Genomic DNA, 16,562 nt, shown 5'->3' with positions numbered 1-16,562 from the left:
GGGGCTTGGACCGCGTCGTATCGGCGTCCGCTCCGGCCTGTATCGATCGTGTAGCCGACGGGCTCTCAGCCCGGCAGGCGCAGCGTCGCGACGGCGCCGCCGTCCGGGGCGTTGGCGAAGCGGAGTTCGGCTCGGAGCACCCGGGCCTGGCCCGCGGCGATGGTCAGTCCCAGGCCGTGGCCCGTACCGCGTTCCGCCGCGCCCGTCTGGAACCGGCGCGGGCCGTCGCGCAGCAGGTCCGGGGGGAATCCCGGGCCGTGGTCGCGTACGACGACCGTACGGTCCTCGACGGTGACCCGCACCGGGCCCTTCCCGTGCCGGTGGGCGTTGACGACGAGGTTGCCGACGATCCGTTCGAGGCGGCGCGGGTCGGTCTCCACGTGCTCGCCCTGCCCGGTGACGTCGACCTCGGTGGTCAGGCCGGTGCGCGTCACCGCCTCGGCGACGACCGCGCCGAGCGGAACCCGGGCGTGCACCGCCCATTCGGCCCCGGCGTCGAGCCGGGAGATCTCCAGGAGGTCCTCGACGAGGCCGCGCAGATCGCGCACCCGGGCGCGGAGCAGATCCTCGGTCTCCCCGTCCGGGAGCAGATCGGCGGTGACGAGCAGGCCGCCGACCGGCGTGCGCAGTTCGTGGGCCACGTCGGCGGTGAACCGGCGCTCGTCGCGCAGGCGGCGGCCGAGGGTGTCGGCCATGCGGTCGACGGCCACGGCGATGTCGGACACCTCGTCGCCGCCCCTGGTGGGTCCGGTCCGGGCGTCCAGGTCCCCGTTGGAGACCTGCACGGCGGTCTCGGAGACCCGCCGGAGCCGGCGGGCGAGGGCCCCGGCTCCCAGGGCCGCCACGGGAGTGGTCACCGCCAGGGCGATCAGCGAGGCCACCGCCATGGTCAGGTCGAGCCGGTGCAGCTCGCTGAACTCGTTGTTGATGGTGATCTGGACGGCCACCAGGGGGCTGCCGGGACCGCTGACCCGCTGGGCTCCCCAGACGGTCGGGTCGGTGCTTCCGGGTACGTTCCCGCCGTAGGACACGTGCGGCTCGTCGTCGGTGGGCTTGCTCAGGGCGTAGGGCAGGTCGGCCGGATCGAGCCGGGCATCGCCGGCCAGCGTCCCCGACCGGCGGTAGACGTCGGTGGCCGAGATCACGTCGTCGAGGGCCTGCCGTTCGGCCCGGTGCCGGATGTCGTGCTTGGTCCACACGTGCACGAGCAGGCCCACCACCAGCGCGACCATGCAAGCCGTGGCCGCCGCGAGCGCGGCGATCTTCCAGCGCAGCGTCACCCGGGGCCCCGGTGACCGGTACGGAGAGGACACCGTTCTCAACGCCTGAGCTTGTAGCCGAAACCGCGGACCGTTTCGATCCGGTCCCGGCCGAGCTTGCCGCGCAGCCGCTGCACGCACAGGTCCACGACCCGGCTGTCGCCGTCCCAGCCGTAGTCCCAGACGTTGCGCAGCAGGGTGTGGCGCTCCAGCACGATGCCCGGGTGGGCGGCGAACTCCAGCAGCAGCTTCAGCTCGGTCGGGGTGAGCGCCACCGGGGTTCCGCCGACGGCCACGTCGAGGCCGCCGGTGTGGATGGTGAGGTCCCCGAAGGCCAGCAGTTCGCCCTCGGCCGGTCCCGCCCCTTCCTCCGGGGCCTGTCCGGCCGCCGGTGCGGGGGCGTAGGTGGCCCGCCGCAGCAGCGAACGGATGCGGGCCACGAGCACGTTGGTGTCCACCGGCTTGACCACGTAGTCGTCCGCCCCGGCCTCCAGGCCGGAGACGATGTCCAGCCCGTCACCGCGCGCCGACATCATCAGGACCGGGACCAGGCTGGTCTCCCGGACCTTGCGGCACAGGCCGATCCCGTCGAGGCCGGGCAGCATCACGTCGAGGATCAGCAGGTCGAAGTCCTCGTCGCGGAAGGATTCGAGGCCGGTGAGTCCGTCGGCGGCGGCCCGCACGGTGTACCCGTAGCGCTCCAGGGAGACGGTGAACGAGCGGCGCATCAGCTCGTCGTCCTCCACCAGCAGCACGCGGACGGGCCGCGGGGCGGCGTGAGCCGGGGTGGGGGAGGACACGGGGACGACTCCGTTTCGGCGGGCGGGGCGGGTACCTGGAAGGAACGATAGGGCCGCGGAAGCCGTGATTCCCTTCGTCACGGCCCCGCGGACCGATCAGATGAGGAATCAAGCGTTCTCTGATACCCGCCCGATACGAACGGCCGGGGGTTCGCTACGGCTGCGCCAGGACCTGCTTCGCCGCAGCGCGCCCCGTCGCGACGCAGGCGGCCACGCCCACGCCCTCGTACGCCGCTCCGCACAGGGCGATGCCCGGGAGCTTCCCGGCGGCCTCGCGGATGCGGGCGACGCGCTCGCGGTGTCCGACGCCGTACTGGGGCAGGCCCCGGTCCCAGCGGGTGACGCGGGTGGCCAGGGGTTCGCCCATGGGGCCCACCGCGTGGTGGAGCTCGGCGATGGCCGAGCGGACCAGGTGGCGGTCGGGGCGGCCGAGCAGCTCGTCCTCGCCGATGCGCCCGATGGAGGCGCGGAGCACGAAGGTCTCGGGGGCCGAGTCGTGCAGCCAGGACCACTTGTTGGAGAGGAAGGAGGCGGCCTTCAGGGTGTGGCCGTCGACCGGCGGGACCAGGAAGCCGTTGCCCTCGGGGAGGAAGTGGGCCTGGGCGCGGGAGAAGGCCATGGTGATGACGGCGGTCGAGGCGTGCGGGATCGAGGAGAGTTCGGCCTCGGCCAGCGGGGAGTGCGGGCGCAGCAGCTCCGCCGCCGCGAAGGCGGGCAGGGCGAGGATCACCGCGTCGGCCTCCATCGTCAGCGCGCCGTCGCCGGTCATCGCCTGGACGCGCCAGCGGTCGCCGGCGATCCGCTGGAGCGAGCGTGCCGTCGTCCCGGTGAGGATGCGCGCTCCGCAGGCTTCCGCGACGGCCGCCGGGAAGCGCCCGGTGCCGCCGACGACGCCCTGGACGGCCACGGCCCCCGAGCGGGGGGCGCCCGCCGCGCGCATCCGGCGCAGGGCCGGGAGGAGCGGGGTGCCCTGTTCCGCGAGGGCCGCGATGCGGGGCATGGCCGCGCGCAGCGAGAGCCGGTCGGCGAGGCCGGCGTAGACGCCGCCGAGCATGGGTTCGATGAGCCGGTCCACGGCCTCCTGGCCGAAGCGGCCGGCCAGGTACGCGGTGACCGAGCAGTCCTCGGTGAGCGGGGTGGCCGGGAGGGTCTCCTCGGCGGCGACGCGTGCGACGCCCTCGGGGGAGAGCAGGCCGGTGCCGATCAGCGCGGAGGGGTCGGTGGGGACGCCCATCACGTGTCCGGCGGGCAGCGGGCGCAGGGCGCCGTTGGTCCAGATGGTGGTGGCGGCCTTCGCGGGATCGCAGAGGGCCTCGCCGAGTCCGACGGCGGCGGCCAGTTCCACGGCCTCCGGGCGCAGGGCCATGAGGGATTCGGCGCCCTCGTCGACGGTGATGCCGGCGATGGTGCCGGTCCGGAGCTTCCCGCCGACCTTGGCGTGGCTCTCCAGGACGGTCACGTCGGCCTGGCCGCGCAACTGCCACGCGGCGGCCAGACCGCTGATCCCGCCACCGATGACGATCACTGAACGCATTGTGTTCTCCCGTGGCCGAGGCCGTGGTCGATATGTTCCCACATGCAACATATGTGAGCGGAGCGGTTCAGCGCCTCATGCTTTCGGCCAGAGCCCTGATGTCCTCCGGATACGGGAAGCTGCCGGGCTCGTACGCGCAGTACGGGTCCGCCTCCAGCACGTCGCGCGTGAAGCCGTACGCCCGGGAGCGCGAGCCCCCGCACACCGTCTTGAACTCGCACGCCCCGCACTTCCCGCGCAGCAGCGAAGGGTCGCGGAGCTTGGTGAAGAGCGCCGAGCCCCGGTAGATCTCGGTCAGCGGGTGGTTCTTCACGTTGCCCGCCGACAGGGGCAGGAAGCCGCTGGGGTGCACCTCGCCGGTGTGCGAGATGAAGACGAAGCCGCGGCCCGAGGAGACGTCCATGGGCGGCCGGCGCACGGCCCGCCGCTCCCCGTCGAAGACGCCCAGCTCGCGGGCGCGGGCCGAGAGGCGCTCGTACAGTGCGCCCAGGACCGGCTTCTCGCCGCGCGCGTCCAGGACGGTGCGCTGCATCACGACCCGCCGGAAGTGGTGGCCCTCGGTCGTCTTGGTGGCCATCACCGCCCCGCAGTCGTACAGGAAGTGCAGGACGTCCTCGATCTCGGCGGCGGTCAGCGAGTCCAGCTGTTCCCCGCGCCCGGTCGGGACCAGGACGAAGCCCGACCAGAGCATCGCGCCCTCGCGCTTGACCAGTGCCGCGATGTCGGCGAGGTCCTCCAGGCTGTCGCGGGTGACCGTGGTGTTGATCTGCACCTTGAGCCCGAGCTCGCGGGCGGCCCGCCAGCCCTCCAGCGTCCAGTCGTAGACCCCGGGCACCCCGCGGAAGGCGTCGTGCCGCTCCGCCGACGAACCGTCCAGGGAGAGCGAGAGCGCGATGGCCCCGGCCTCCCGCACCGCTACGAGGTTCTCCCGGGTCAGCGTCGGCGTACCCGACGGGGACACCGCGACCCGCAGGCCCAGCGAGGTCCCGTACGCGACGAGGTCGGTGAGGTCGGCGCGCTGGAAGGGGTCCCCGCCGGTGATCACGAAGAGCGGACTGGGCTTGCCGAAGGCGGCGATCTGGTCCATCACCCGGCGGGCGTCCGCCCCGTCGAGCTCCTCGGGGTGGCGCAGGGTCTGGGCCTCGGCCCGGCAGTGCAGACAGGCCAGCGGGCAGGCCCGGGTGGCCTCCCAGATGACGATGAAGGGCCGGTCGGAGACCGCGTGGCGGGGCTGCCGCACCACGGTGTGGGAGGACCGGGCGGTGTGTTCGGGGCGGGGATTCACGAGACCCGCTCCCAGCCGCGCTTGCTCGCGCGGTTGGCGAGCTGCTTCGGGTCCCGCTTGCGGTAGACCACGTACGGCCGGAACAGGTACTTCAGCGGCACCGAGAACATGTGCACCAGGCGCGAGTACGGGATCAGCGCGAACAGCGTGAAGCCGAACAGGATGTGGATCTTGAAGGCGAGCGGGGCGCCCGCCATCAGGTGGTAGTCCGGGGTGAAGGTGAACAGGCTGCGGAACCACACGGAGATGCCGTCGCGGTAGTTGTACCCGTCCGTCATCCCGGCCGAGTTCATCAGGGTGGCCGTCAGCCCGAGGACCATCGCGCCCAGCAGGAACGAGTACATCAGGTGGTCGCTGCGCAGTGTCGCCCTGCGCACGGCCGGCACCTTGAAGCGCCGGTAGACCAGGATCCCGATGCCCGCGGCGGCCGCCACGCCCGCGACGGTGCCGGTGGCCAGCGCCATCAGGTGGTACGCGTGGTCGCTCAGGCCCACCGCGTCGGTCCAGCTCTTGGGGATGAGCAGACCGACCACGTGGCCCACGATCACGAAGAGCATGCCGAAGTGGAAGAGCGGCGAGCCGATCCGCAGCAGCCGCGACTCGTGCAGCTGCGAGGAGTGCGTGGTCCAGCCGAACTTGTCGAAGCGGGCCCGCCAGACCGTGCCCGCGATCAGCAGGGCGATCGAGACGTACGGCAGTACGCCCCACAGGAGGAGGTCCATCAGGCGGGCATCCTTTCGGAGGCGGAAGCAGCGGCTCGGGAAGCCGTCGTGGGCCAGGGGAGGTCGGTCGGGGCCCCGAGGGGCAGGTCTGCCGGCATGTCGAGGCCGGGCCCGAAGGGCTCCAGCGCCGAGCCCGCGCCCACCAGCTCCTGCGGCGGCCCGTTCTTCGCGAGGGCCTTCGCCTCCGCCTTGGTCTCGGGGGAGGGCCCGGGCAGCGTCGCGCAGACGGCTTCCAGTACCCGGGCGTACGGGGACCCGGACTCGGTGAGCGCCAGGCGCAGCAGCTCCAGTCCGGCCCGGTGCTCCTGGAGCAGCCGGGTGCCCGCCTCCTCCTCGCGGGCGGCGAACTCCAGGGCCACCGGCAGGAAGTCGGGCAGCTCCTCGCCCGCGAACTCCAGCCCGAAGTCCCGGTAGATCCGCTTCAGCCGGACCAGGGACAGTCCGCGCCGGCGGGTGTCCCCGTCGATCCACCAGGTGAGGTAGAGGCAGCGCCGGTTGCGGGTGTCGAAGGTCGAGGTGTACTGGGAGCAGAGCTCGATCGGGGTCTGGGGCTCGGCCTCGTCGAGGAACGCCCCGAGCAGTGCGGCCGGTTCGGCGGGCGCCCCGGCGAGGGCCGCACGGAGCCGCGGGAGTTCGTCGTGGAAGTAGTCGCCGGGGTACTGCAGTACGCAGCCCGCGACCAGACGTACCAGTGCATCGCCACTCATCGGTTGCCGGATCACGAACGCCTCCTCGTATCACCGAGGTTGAGCATCACCCGGGGTTCGGGCAGGGCGCTCACGGGACAGCCCTGATCGGTGTCGTTCAGCGGGTGGGAGTCGGCCAGCGCGTCGGCGTCGGCGCGCGCGGCGCTGGGGATCACGAAGCGGTCCTCGATCTTGGCGATGGCGAGGAGCCGGAACATGTCCTCCATCTCCTGCCCGGACAGCCCGACGGCCCGCGCGATCGACTCGTCCCGCTCCTCGCCCAGGTTGACGCGGCGCATGTAGGCGCGCATGGCGGCCATCCGGCGCAGCACCGCCTCCACCGGCACGGTGTCGCCGGCGGTGAGCACCGCGGCGAGGTACTCGACGGGGATGCGCAGGGACTCGATGGCGCCGAACAGGTTCCCGGCGTCCTCGCCGTCGCTGCCGGTGGCGGCGACCGCCTCGACGACGGGGGAGAGCGGCGGGACGTACCAGACCATCGGCATCGTCCGGTACTCCGGGTGGAGCGGGAGGGCGACCTGGTAGGTGGCGATCAGGTCGTAGACCGGGGAGTTGCGGGCCGCGTCGAGCCACTCGTCGGTGATGCCGGCCGCGCGGGCGGCGGCGATCACGGCGGGGTCCGAGGGGTCCAGGAAGCACTCCACCTGGGAGGGGTACAGATCGTGCTCGTCCTCGACGGCGGCGGCCTCGGCCACCTTGTCGGCGTCGTAGAGCATCACGCCGAGGTAGCGCATCCGGCCCACGCAGGTCTCCGAGCACACCGTCGGCATGCCGACCTCGATGCGCGGGAAGCAGAAGGTGCACTTCTCGGCCTTGCCGGTCTGGTGGTTGAAGTACACCTTCTTGTACGGGCATCCGGTCACGCACATCCGCCAGCCGCGGCACTGGTCCTGGTCGACCAGGACGATGCCGTCCTCCTCGCGCTTGTACATCGCGCCGGAGGGGCAGGAGGAGACGCACGCGGGGTTGAGGCAGTGCTCGCAGACGCGCGGGAGGTAGAACATGAAGCTCTGCTCGAACTCGAAGCGGATCTTCTCGCCGACCTCGTCGCGGATCTTCTCGATCATCGGGTCCTGCGGGGCGTGCGTGGGCGCGCCGCCGAGGTTGTCGTCCCAGTTCGGACCCCACTCGATCTTGTCGATGGGCTCGCCGGTGAGCTGCGAGACGGGCCGGGCGGTGGGCATGTCGTCGCCCGCCGGGGCCTCGGTCAGGTTCTTGTACTCGTAGGTCCAGGGCTGGTAGTAGTCGTCGATCTCCGGCAGGTCCGGGTTCGCGAAGATCTTGCCCAGCTTGGCGAGGCGGCCGCCCGCCTTGAGGCGGAGCTTGCCGGAGCGGGTGCGCTCCCAGCCGCCCTTCCACTTCTCCTGGTCCTCCCAGCGGCGCGGGTATCCCTGGCCGGGGAGGGTCTCCACGTTGTTGAACCAGACGTACTCGGTGCCCTGCCGGTTGGTCCACGCCTGCTTGCAGGTGACCGAGCAGGTGTGGCAGCCGATGCACTTGTCGAGGTTCATGACCATGGCTACTTGGGCCATAACGCGCACGATTAGAACTCCACCTTCTGGTCGCGGCGGCGGATGACCGTCACCTCGTCGCGCTGGTTGCCGGTCGGGCCGAGGTAGTTGAAGGCCCAGGTGAGCTGGGCGTAACCGCCGATGAGGTGGGTGGGCTTGAGCATCACCCGGGTCAGGGAGTTGTGGATGCCGCCGCGGCGGCCGGTCTTCTCCGTCTTGGGGACGCCGACCGTGCGCTCCTGCGCGTGGTTCATGTAGACCGTGCCGGGCGGCATCTTGTGGGAGACGATCGCGCGGGCGGTGATCACGCCGTTGCGGTTGACCGCCTCGATCCAGTCGTTGTCCGCGACCCCGATCGCGTCGGCGTCCTGCGGGGACATCCACACCGTCTGCCCGCCGCGGCCCAGCGTCATCATGTAGAGGTTGTCCTGGTACTGGCTGTGGATCGCCCACTTGTTGTGCGGGGTCAGGTACCGGACGGCCACCGACTTCGCCTTCTCGTCGACCGTGCCGAGCTCGGGCTCCCCGTACAGGGTGTGCATGTTCAGCGGCGGCTTGTAGACGGGGAGGGACTCCCCGACCTCGTGCAGCCAGTCGTGGTCGATGAAGAAGTGCTGGCGGCCGGTGAGGGTGTGCCAGGGCTTGAGGTGCTCGGTGTTGATCGTGAAGGCCGTGTACCGGCGCCCGCCGGACTCCGAGCCCGACCACTCGGGCGAGGTGATCACCGGGACCGGGCGGGCCTGGGTGTCGGCGAAGGTGATCCGCTTGCCCTCGGCCTCGGCGGCCAGGTGTGCCATCGGGGTGCCGACCTTCTTCTCCAGCGTCTCGAACCCCTGCGTGGCCAGGCGGCCGTTGCTGGTGCCGGAGAGGGAGAGGATCGCCTCGCAGGCCTGCTGCGCGGTCTCCAGGCGCGGGCGGCCGTCGGCGACGCCGCCGCGGACCGTGCCGTTCTTCGCGCCCAGGTAGGCGATCTCCTCGGCCACGTCGAAGGTGACCGCCTTCGTGGTCACGCCCAGCTTGTCCACGAGCGGGCCGAGCGCGGCGAACTTCTCGCCGACCGCCCCGTAGTCCCGCTCCACGACCGCCAGGTTGTACATGGTCCGGCCCGGTACGGGCTCGCACTCGCCCTTCGACCAGTCCAGCGCGACCCCGCCGGGCTGCGCCATCTCGCCGCCCGGGGTGTCGTGCTGGAGGGCGGTGGCGACCAGGTCCTTGCGCACGCCCAGGTGGGTCTTGGCCAGCTCGCCGAAGCGCTCGGCCAGGGCCTTGAAGGCGTCGTAGTCCGAGCGGGCCTGCCACGGCGGGTCCACGGCCGGGGTGAAGGCGTGCAGGAAGGGGTGCATGTCCGTGGAGGACAGGTCGTGCTTCTCGTACCAGGTGGCCGCCGGGAACACCACGTCGGACAGCAGCGTCGTGGACGTCATCCGGAAGTCCATGGACATGAGCAGGTCGAGCTTGCCCTCCACGTCCTCCTCCCGGTACGTCACGTCCTTCGGCGTGCAGCGCGGCCCGTCCTCGGGCAGGTTGGAGTGGGTGCCCAGCAGGTGCTTGAGGAAGTACTCGTTGCCCTTGGAACTGGAGCCCAGCAGGTTGGCCCGCCATACGTTGAGCACGCGCGGCCAGTTGCCCGGGGCGTCCGGGTCCTCGCCGGCGAAGCCGAGCTCGCCGCTCTTGAGCTGCCGGACCGCTTCGCCGACCGGGTCCTCGGCCTCGCCCAGCTCCAGCGGGTTGCGGTCGAAGGTCGGGTACGAGGGCATCCAGCCCATCCGGGTGCTCGCCGCCAGGCAGTCCGATCCCGTCATGCCCTCGAAGGCGCCCTTCGCCAGCGGGGAGGCCAGCGCCTCGGCCGGCAGGGTGTCGTAGCGCCACTGGTCGGTGTGCAGGTAGAACCAGGCCGCGCCGATCATCTGGCGCGGCGGGCGCGACCAGTCGGAGGCGGCGGCCAGCGTCGCCCAGCCCGTGACCGGGCGGCACTTCTCCTGGCCGACGTAATGGCCCCAGCCGCCGCCGTTGCGGCCCTGGCACCCGGTGAGGGTGAGCAGGGCCAGGAAGGAGCGGTAGATCGTCTCGGAGTGGAACCAGTGGTTGGTGCCGGCGCCCATCAGGATCATGCAGCGCCCGTTGGACTGCTCGGCGGTCTGCGCGAACTCCCGTGCCACGCGCGCCGCCTGGGCCGCCGGGACCGAGGTCAGCGACTCCTGCCAGCCGGGGGTGCCCGGGGCGCCGGCGTCCTCGTAGCCGGTGGGCCACACGCCGGGCAGGCCCTCGCGGCCGACCCCGTACTGGGCGAGCATCAGGTCGAAGACGGTGGTGACGAGCTTGCCGCCCAGCCGCCGTACGGGCACGCCGCGGCGGATCGTGCCGCGCGGTTTCCCGTCCTGGTCCACGCCCTGCTCGTCGTCCTCGAAGCGGGGCAGGACGATCTCGACGTTCTCGTCGGCGGTGCCGTGGAGGGTCAGGCGCGGGACGGTGTCGCCGAGTTCGAGGTTCCACTCGGGCTTCTCGTTCTCGCCCCAGCGGTGACCGAGGGTGCCGTTCGGGACGACGGCCTCGCCGGTCGTGTCGTCGATCAGGACGGTCTTCCACTGCGCGTTCTCGGTGGCCTGGCCGAGATCGGCGGCGGTGACGAACTTCCCCGGAACCAATCCCTGTTCGGTCTCGGTGAGGGAAACCAGGAAAGGCAGGTCCGTGTACTGGCGGACGTAGTCCGTGAAGAAGGGGGTCTGCTTGTCGACGAAGAATTCCTTGAGGATGACATGGCCCATCGCGAGGGCCAGCGCACCGTCCGTACCGGGGTGCGGGTGCATCCATTCGTCGGCGAATTTGGTGTTGTCCGCGTAGTCCGGGGAAACGGTGACGACCTTCTGGCCGCGATAGCGGGCCTCGGCCATCCAGTGCGCGTCCGGGGTGCGCGTGACGGGGACGTTCGAGCCCCACATCATCAGGTACGCGGCGTCCCACCAGTCGCCCGACTCCGGGACGTCCGTCTGGTCCCCGAACACCTGCGGGGAGGCGACCGGGAGATCGGCGTACCAGTCGTAGAAGGACAGCATCGGCGCGCCGATGAGCGAGTGGAAACGGGCGCCGGCCGCGTGCGAGGCCATCGACATCGCCGGGATCGGAGAGAAGCCGGCGACCCGGTCCGGGCCGTGCTCCTTGATCGTGTGCACGTGCGCGGCGGCGACGATCTCCGTCGCCTCCTCCCACGTCGCCCGCACCAGCCCGCCCTTGCCGCGCGCTTGCTGGTACGTACGCCGGCGGATCGGGTCTGACTGGATGTCGGCCCAGGCCTCGACCGGGTCGCCGAGGCGCGCCTTGGCCTCGCGGTACATCTCCAGCAGGGCGCCGCGCACGTACGGGTAGCGCACCCGGGTGGGGGAGTAGGAGTACCAGGAGAACGAGGCGCCGCGCGGGCAGCCGCGAGGCTCGTACTCGGGGCTGTCGGGGCCCACGGAGGGGTAGTCGGTGGACTGGGTCTCCCAGGTGATGATCCCGTCCTTGACGTAGACCTTCCACCGGCAGGAGCCGGTGCAGTTCACGCCGTGGGTGGAGTACACGACCTTGTCGTGGCTCCACCGGTCGCGGTAGAAGGCCTCCGCGGCGCGGCCTCCGGTGTGGTGCACGGTCCGCAGGTCGTCCGAGACCTCCGCGGTCCTGAAGAAGCTGCCCGCCCTGATCAGCGATTCGGCGGCGTCCTGGTGCCGGTCGCGTCCATCGCGTTCGTGGCGCTCGTTCAAGGCGACCCTCCAGGCCGGAAACAAAAAGCGGTGCTAAAGGCGGTACTAAAGGCGGTGCGCGGGTCCGGACAAGAGGACCCAGACACGACGCTACGCCCGGCGCGGAGGCGAATCCGATGACAAAGGTCCCGTACGGGCGTGACCTAATTCCGGTCTTTCACAGGTCGAGTGGGTGCCACGCTGGAACGGTCCAACTCCTTTGCGCGGCCGGAAAATTACGAGCTCGCATACCAATTACCGAAAGGAAGGCTGGGAGCGTGCCGCCGAAGAAGGCCTCCTGGATCCCGGACCAGCACGGGGCGTGGGCGATGCTCACGGTGCCCTTCCTCGCGGGTACGTTCCTGGCGCCCCGGCCCGGCCCGCAGCACGCCCTGCTCCTCGCGGCCTGGCTCCTCGGCTACGCCGCCGTCTTCCACGCCCAGCAGTGGCTGCGCCTGCGCCGGGTCGCCGCCCGCCGCCCGGCCGTGGCCCGGCGGCACGTCCGCCCGGCGCTCGTCCTCGGCGCGGCGACCGCCCTCGCGGGGATCCCGCTCGCGGCGCTCCACCCCTGGCTGCTGCTCGCGGGCGCGGCGGCGGCGCCCTTCGTGGCGGTGAACTCCTGGTTCGCGCGGAACAACCGCGAGCGGGCCCTGGTCAACGGACTGGTGGCCGTGGTCCCGGCGTGCGGGATGCTCCTGGTGGCGGCGCGGCTGGGCGGCGGCGGCCTGCCCTGGGCCCCGGCCGCCGCCTGCCTGCTGTACTTCGCGGGCACGGTCCCGTACGTGAAGACCATGATCAGGGAGCGGAACTCCCGTACGTACTACCGCGGTTCGGTGACTTACCACGCGTCGGCCACCCTCCTGGCGGCCTGCCTCTCCCCATGGCTGACCCTCCCCTTCGCGGCCTACCTGACCCGGGCCGCGGTGCTCCCCGGCCGCGGGCTCAAGGTGGCGGTGGTCGGCGCCGTCGAAGTCCTGGGGTCGGCGGCGCTGCTGGCCTCGCTGCTGCTGGTCTTCTGAGGGGCAGCGGGGGTCAGAGGGGCAGTGAGCGGAATTCGTCCAGGATGGCGAAGCCCGTGTTGTCGTAGAGGCTCATGGCCACCTCGTTGCCGCCGAAGACGTTGAACATCATCGCCTCGTCGCCGCCCTGCCGGGCCGCCCATTCGCCGACGGACATCGCGGCCCGGCCGTAGCCCTTGCCGCGGTGCTCCTCGTACACCTCCAGCGAGAAGCCGAAGGTGACGCCCGGCAGGTAGCCGTGGTTCACCCAGCCCGTGCCGATCACCTGCCCGTCGGCCTCCATCGCGTAGAAGGCGTGCCCGGGGGTGCGGTAGCCCTGCGGGAGGTGGCGGGCGAAGTCCTCGTCGGACTTGACCTTGGCCTGCTCCGGGGTGAGGGCTCCGGCCCGGACGATGTCCGCGACGTACGCGGCCTCCTCGCCCGCGTACCAGCCGGGGTACTCCTCCTCGGTGAGCGGGCGGACGCCGAGGCCCGGCGGCAGCTCCGGCCGCTCGGCGGCGGCGCGCATCCGGTTCTGGCCCCGTACGGGGTAGTCGGCGAAAACCGCGTGCGCCTCGTCGGCGGCGCCCGTGAGGCGGACCTCCACCCGGCCGGCGCCCCGCTCGGCGCACCAGCGCTCGGCCCACTCCCGGGCGGCCACCGCGGCCGGTCCCTGCACCGCCGTCAGGTCGTGGATCCGGCCCACGGCGGCCCCGTTGTCCTCCGACACCCCGACCGCGATCCATCCGGCGCCGTCCGTGGCCACCGTCCAGCCGTCGACGCCCTTCAGCGCCCGCTCCAGCAGGGCCCGGGCGAGGGGATCCGAGCACCCCGCGGCCCGGTACCCGGCGAGCACCCGCTCCTCGAAGCCGGCCCGCCACTCGGCCCGGTCGGTCACGATCCGTATGTCGTTCATCCGGCCAGCCTAGGCCGGGCCTCCGACAGGGCTCCAGGGGATTTGGATCGCCAAGGGGTTCAGATCGGCTGGGGGTTCAGATCGCCAGAGGGGTCAGATCGCTTCCTTGCGCGTGAGGAAGTTGAAGGAGATCCATCCCGGCAGCACCGGCAGCCAGAACGTCACCACGCGGAACAGCAGCACCGCCGAGAACGCCACCTGGCCGTCCAGCCCCGCCGCGACCAGACCCAGGGTCAGCGCGCCCTCCACCGCTCCGATGCCGCCCGGTGTCGGCGCGGCCGAGCCCAGGGCGTTGCCGGCGAGGAAGACCACCGCGATGCTCGCGTAGCTGATGTCCTCGCCGCCCCCGAAGGCGCGGATCGAGGCGTCCAGGCACATCACGAAGCAGCCCGTCAGCAGCAGCATCCCTCCGATGCCGGTCAGCAGCTTCTGCGGGCGCTGGAGCACGTCCAGCATGCGCGGTACGACGCCGGCGAACAGGGCCCGTACCCGGGTCGCCACGAACTTCCGCAGGAAGGGCACGGCCGTGACCACCAGCACCAGCACGGCCACCGTCAGCAGACCGGCGATGACCGTCCTCGACGGGGTCATCTCGGGGGTCTTCTCGGTCCCCGTCAGGTAGCCGAAGGACAGCAGCAGCAGGATGTGGCTCGCCAGTCCGAAGAGCTGCGAGGCGCCCACGCTGGCCACCGCGAGCCCCGGCCGGATGCCCGCCCGCTGGAGGAAGCGAGTGTTCAGCGCGACACCGCCGACCGCGGCCGGAGCCACCAGCTTCACGAAGGATCCCGCGACCTGGGCCAGTACGGTCCGCAGGAACGGCACCCGCTCGGGTACGAAGCCCAGCAGGCTCATCGCCGCCGCGAAGTAGGTGAGCGCCGAGAAGGCGAGCGCCACCCCGACCCAGCCCCACTGCGCGTCGCCGATGGTGGTGGCGAAGTCGACGTGCGCGATCTGGGTGACCAGGAAGTACGCGCCGAACGCGCCCGCGATGAACGACACCAGCGTGCGCGGCCGGATCCGCTCCAGCCGGGCCGGTTCCACCGGCGCCTGCGGGCGGATCAGCAGCACCTGCTGGCGGATCTGGCTCAGCAGATCCTCCTCGCGGGCCCCGTCGAGCGCGTCGTCCAGGGCCTTCTTCTCGGCCTTCTTCTCGACCTTGTCGACGGCGGAGCGCGCCGAGGCGGAGGCGGAGTCCGCCCCGCGCGCGGCCTTCGCCGCCCGCGAGGACTCCAGTACGGCTTCCCGCTCCCGGTCCGCCCGCTCCCGCGCCAGCTTGCGCAGCGTCGCCCGCGTGGAGCGGCTCAGCGCGATCGGCTGGAGCAGCGGCAGGCAGTCCGCCACCGCGTCCGGGCCGAGCACCGAGACCGCCGAGGCGACCGAACGCTCGGCGCCGACCCGCAGGCCGAGGGTGGTGAGCAGCTGCGCGATGTCCATGCGCAGCACGAGGTCGCCGGCCGCGATCTCGCCGCCGCGCAGGTCGGTCAGGGTGATGGTGTCCGCGGCAGGTTCGCCCGCGGCGGCGCCGCTGCCGGAACGATCCACCACGAGGGCGTCCCCGGTCAGCCGCCGGTGTGCGATCCGCCGGGACTGCAGGGCCCGTACCTGCTGCCAGGCGTTGCGGCTCAGCTCGTCGGTGATCTCCTCGTCGGCCAGCGAGTCCAGGCTCCGGCCGCCCAGGTGCTCGTAGACGAGCATCACGGCGTCCGGACCCAGCTCGGAGGTGGCGATGAGCTTGGGCGCGTTGGCTCCGGCGGCGATGGCCGCGTAGGCGAGCAGCGCCTCCTGCTCCAGCGCCTGGCGCAGGGACTGCAGACTGCGCCGGGTGGTGATCCCGCGCAGCGTGAGGCGGCGCCAGACCCGGTAGTAGAAGCCCTGGGCCTGCTGCTCCCGGTCCACGACGGTGACGTCGAGCGGCGGACCGTCCTCCAGGGTGACGTGGTAGCGCCGCCCGCGGTCGCTGACCTCGGTGCTGTCGCCGCCCTCCGGGGACTCGGCGCGCATCGCGCTGACCGGCTGGAAGCCGACCCGGCGCAGGCCGGCGAGGAGGTTCTGGCCGGTGGGGCGGACGTTCGGTGAGCCGACCGCGTACAGGGTTCCGTACGCGACGCTCCAGCCGATCAGCACGGTCAGGATGATCGAGAAGGGTGTGGTGTAGCCGCCGACCAGCATCGCGAAGGCGTCCAGCAGCAGGACCACCCACAGCGCGACGCGCCAGCGCGGGCGCCGGGTCATCCCGACGGCGGTCATGTACGCGATCACGGGCGCGAGGTAGCCGTGCACCGGATCGGTGAGGGCCCCGCCGGCCCCGGTGGGACGGGTCAGGGCCTCCTGGATGGTCTCGGGGGCCCCCTGGGAGACCCACAGGTCGGTGGCGAGGGTCACCCCGTGCGCGAGGACGGCGGCGAGCACGCCGTCGGCGATGCGCAGTCCGTCGCGTTTGATCAGCCGCTCGATGGCGAAGGCCACGGGGACGAGGAGCACGGCGATGCTCGACACCAGCCCGGCGACCTTGATCAGCACGTCGGGCGCCTGCCCGGTGCCGTTGCTGATGTCGGCTTCCAGACCCGCGGTGGTGCCGTGGGCGAAGGCGGCGATGGCGAGGACCACGGCGATGCCGAGGATCCCGACGAGGAGGCGGACCAGGTCCGAGGGGCGGTGCACGCGGGCGGCGAGCAGCGGCTCGTCGACCTCGACCTGGTCGGCGGCCGTGGGAGCGTGGCCGTGCGGGGTCTCGATGTCGTGGGAGGCCGGGGCCTCTGCGGCCGGGGCCGCTGGGGCCGCCGGGGCCGCCTTCCGAAGCGGGGACGGAGCCGGCGGCAGGTCCGCGTGGGGGTCCGCGGGCAAGCCCGCTTGCGGGTCCGCGAGCAAGTCCGCTTGCGCGTCCGCGTGCGTGTCCTCGCGACCCGGTGTCGGGCCTTCGTCTGGGCGCGCGCCGTCGTCCGTCGCCGCGCCGTCCGGAGGACTCACACCCTGCTCCCTTCCCGTCACTTCCGTCTCTTCTTGATCACGTATCACGCGTCACCGCCCGGAAGATGGTGGCACGGACCGACGGCCGTGGGGGGCAGCAGGGTGCGAGCCGGTCCGGAACGCCGGCTTCCATGCCCGTGCCGCCTC

The 16,562-nt window shown here is 72.0% G+C and carries 11 protein-coding genes; 1 reads left to right on the top strand and 10 read right to left on the bottom strand.

Annotation, left to right across the window (positions count from 1 at the left end; all coding sequences use genetic code 11):
• Positions 1-65 precede the first annotated feature (65 nt).
• The 8 genes from ACFYYB_RS14835 to ACFYYB_RS14800 form a co-directional block, all read right to left on the bottom strand.
• Positions 66-1,280, bottom strand: coding sequence for an ATP-binding protein (locus tag ACFYYB_RS14835; RefSeq protein WP_389435639.1), 1,215 nt, complete (start codon positions 1,278-1,280; stop codon positions 66-68).
• 38 nt (positions 1,281-1,318) lie between these two features.
• Positions 1,319-2,059: a two-component system response regulator CseB gene (cseB, locus tag ACFYYB_RS14830; RefSeq protein ID WP_389435638.1), complete on the bottom strand. Its 741-nt coding sequence runs from the start codon at positions 2,057-2,059 to the stop codon at positions 1,319-1,321.
• 154 nt (positions 2,060-2,213) lie between these two features.
• Positions 2,214-3,593 carry a protoporphyrinogen oxidase gene (gene hemG / locus ACFYYB_RS14825; protein ID WP_389435637.1) on the bottom strand — a complete coding sequence of 460 codons (1,380 nt, stop codon included), beginning with the start codon at positions 3,591-3,593 and terminating at the stop codon, positions 2,214-2,216.
• A 67-nt stretch (positions 3,594-3,660) separates the two neighbouring features.
• A complete protein-coding gene (locus tag ACFYYB_RS14820) occupies positions 3,661-4,878 on the bottom strand; it encodes a TIGR04053 family radical SAM/SPASM domain-containing protein (protein ID WP_389435636.1) in 1,218 nt (405 codons plus the stop codon).
• Positions 4,875-5,600: a respiratory nitrate reductase subunit gamma gene (gene narI, locus ACFYYB_RS14815; protein ID WP_389435635.1), complete on the bottom strand. Its 726-nt coding sequence runs from the start codon at positions 5,598-5,600 to the stop codon at positions 4,875-4,877. Before narI ends, ACFYYB_RS14820 begins: the two co-directional genes overlap by 4 nt.
• The gene (gene narJ / locus ACFYYB_RS14810) at positions 5,600-6,307 is read right to left on the bottom strand and encodes a nitrate reductase molybdenum cofactor assembly chaperone (RefSeq protein WP_389435634.1); all 708 of its coding nucleotides are present in this window, start codon (positions 6,305-6,307) and stop codon (positions 5,600-5,602) included. The genes narI and narJ overlap by 1 nt, the downstream gene beginning before the upstream one ends.
• An 11-nt stretch (positions 6,308-6,318) precedes the next feature.
• The gene (gene narH / locus ACFYYB_RS14805; RefSeq protein ID WP_389435633.1) at positions 6,319-7,848 is read right to left on the bottom strand and encodes a nitrate reductase subunit beta; all 1,530 of its coding nucleotides are present in this window, start codon (positions 7,846-7,848) and stop codon (positions 6,319-6,321) included.
• 2 nt (positions 7,849-7,850) lie between these two features.
• The gene (locus ACFYYB_RS14800; RefSeq protein ID WP_389435632.1) at positions 7,851-11,555 is read right to left on the bottom strand and encodes a nitrate reductase subunit alpha; all 3,705 of its coding nucleotides are present in this window, start codon (positions 11,553-11,555) and stop codon (positions 7,851-7,853) included.
• Positions 11,556-11,812: 257 nt separating this feature from the next.
• On the opposite strand from ACFYYB_RS14800, the gene ACFYYB_RS14795 reads away from it, so the two are divergent.
• Complete coding sequence (locus tag ACFYYB_RS14795) at positions 11,813-12,553, top strand: YwiC-like family protein (protein WP_389435631.1); 741 nt, start codon at positions 11,813-11,815, stop codon at positions 12,551-12,553.
• Between the two features lie 13 nt (positions 12,554-12,566).
• Here ACFYYB_RS14795 and ACFYYB_RS14790 read toward each other — a convergent pair whose 3' ends face one another.
• Together ACFYYB_RS14790 and ACFYYB_RS14785 are read right to left on the bottom strand one after the other, a co-directional pair.
• Entirely contained in the window at positions 12,567-13,448 is an 882-nt protein-coding gene (locus ACFYYB_RS14790) for a GNAT family N-acetyltransferase (RefSeq protein ID WP_389435630.1), read from the bottom strand.
• Positions 13,449-13,541: 93 nt separating this feature from the next.
• A complete protein-coding gene (locus ACFYYB_RS14785) occupies positions 13,542-16,415 on the bottom strand; it encodes a YbhN family protein (RefSeq protein ID WP_389435629.1) in 2,874 nt (957 codons plus the stop codon).
• Between the last annotated feature and the right edge of the window lie 147 nt (positions 16,416-16,562).

This window comes from Streptomyces sp. NPDC002886 (assembly GCF_042888445.1).
Taxonomy (GTDB): Bacteria; Actinomycetota; Actinomycetes; order Streptomycetales; family Streptomycetaceae; genus Streptomyces.
This window is presented reverse-complemented; position numbering and strand designations above follow the sequence as displayed.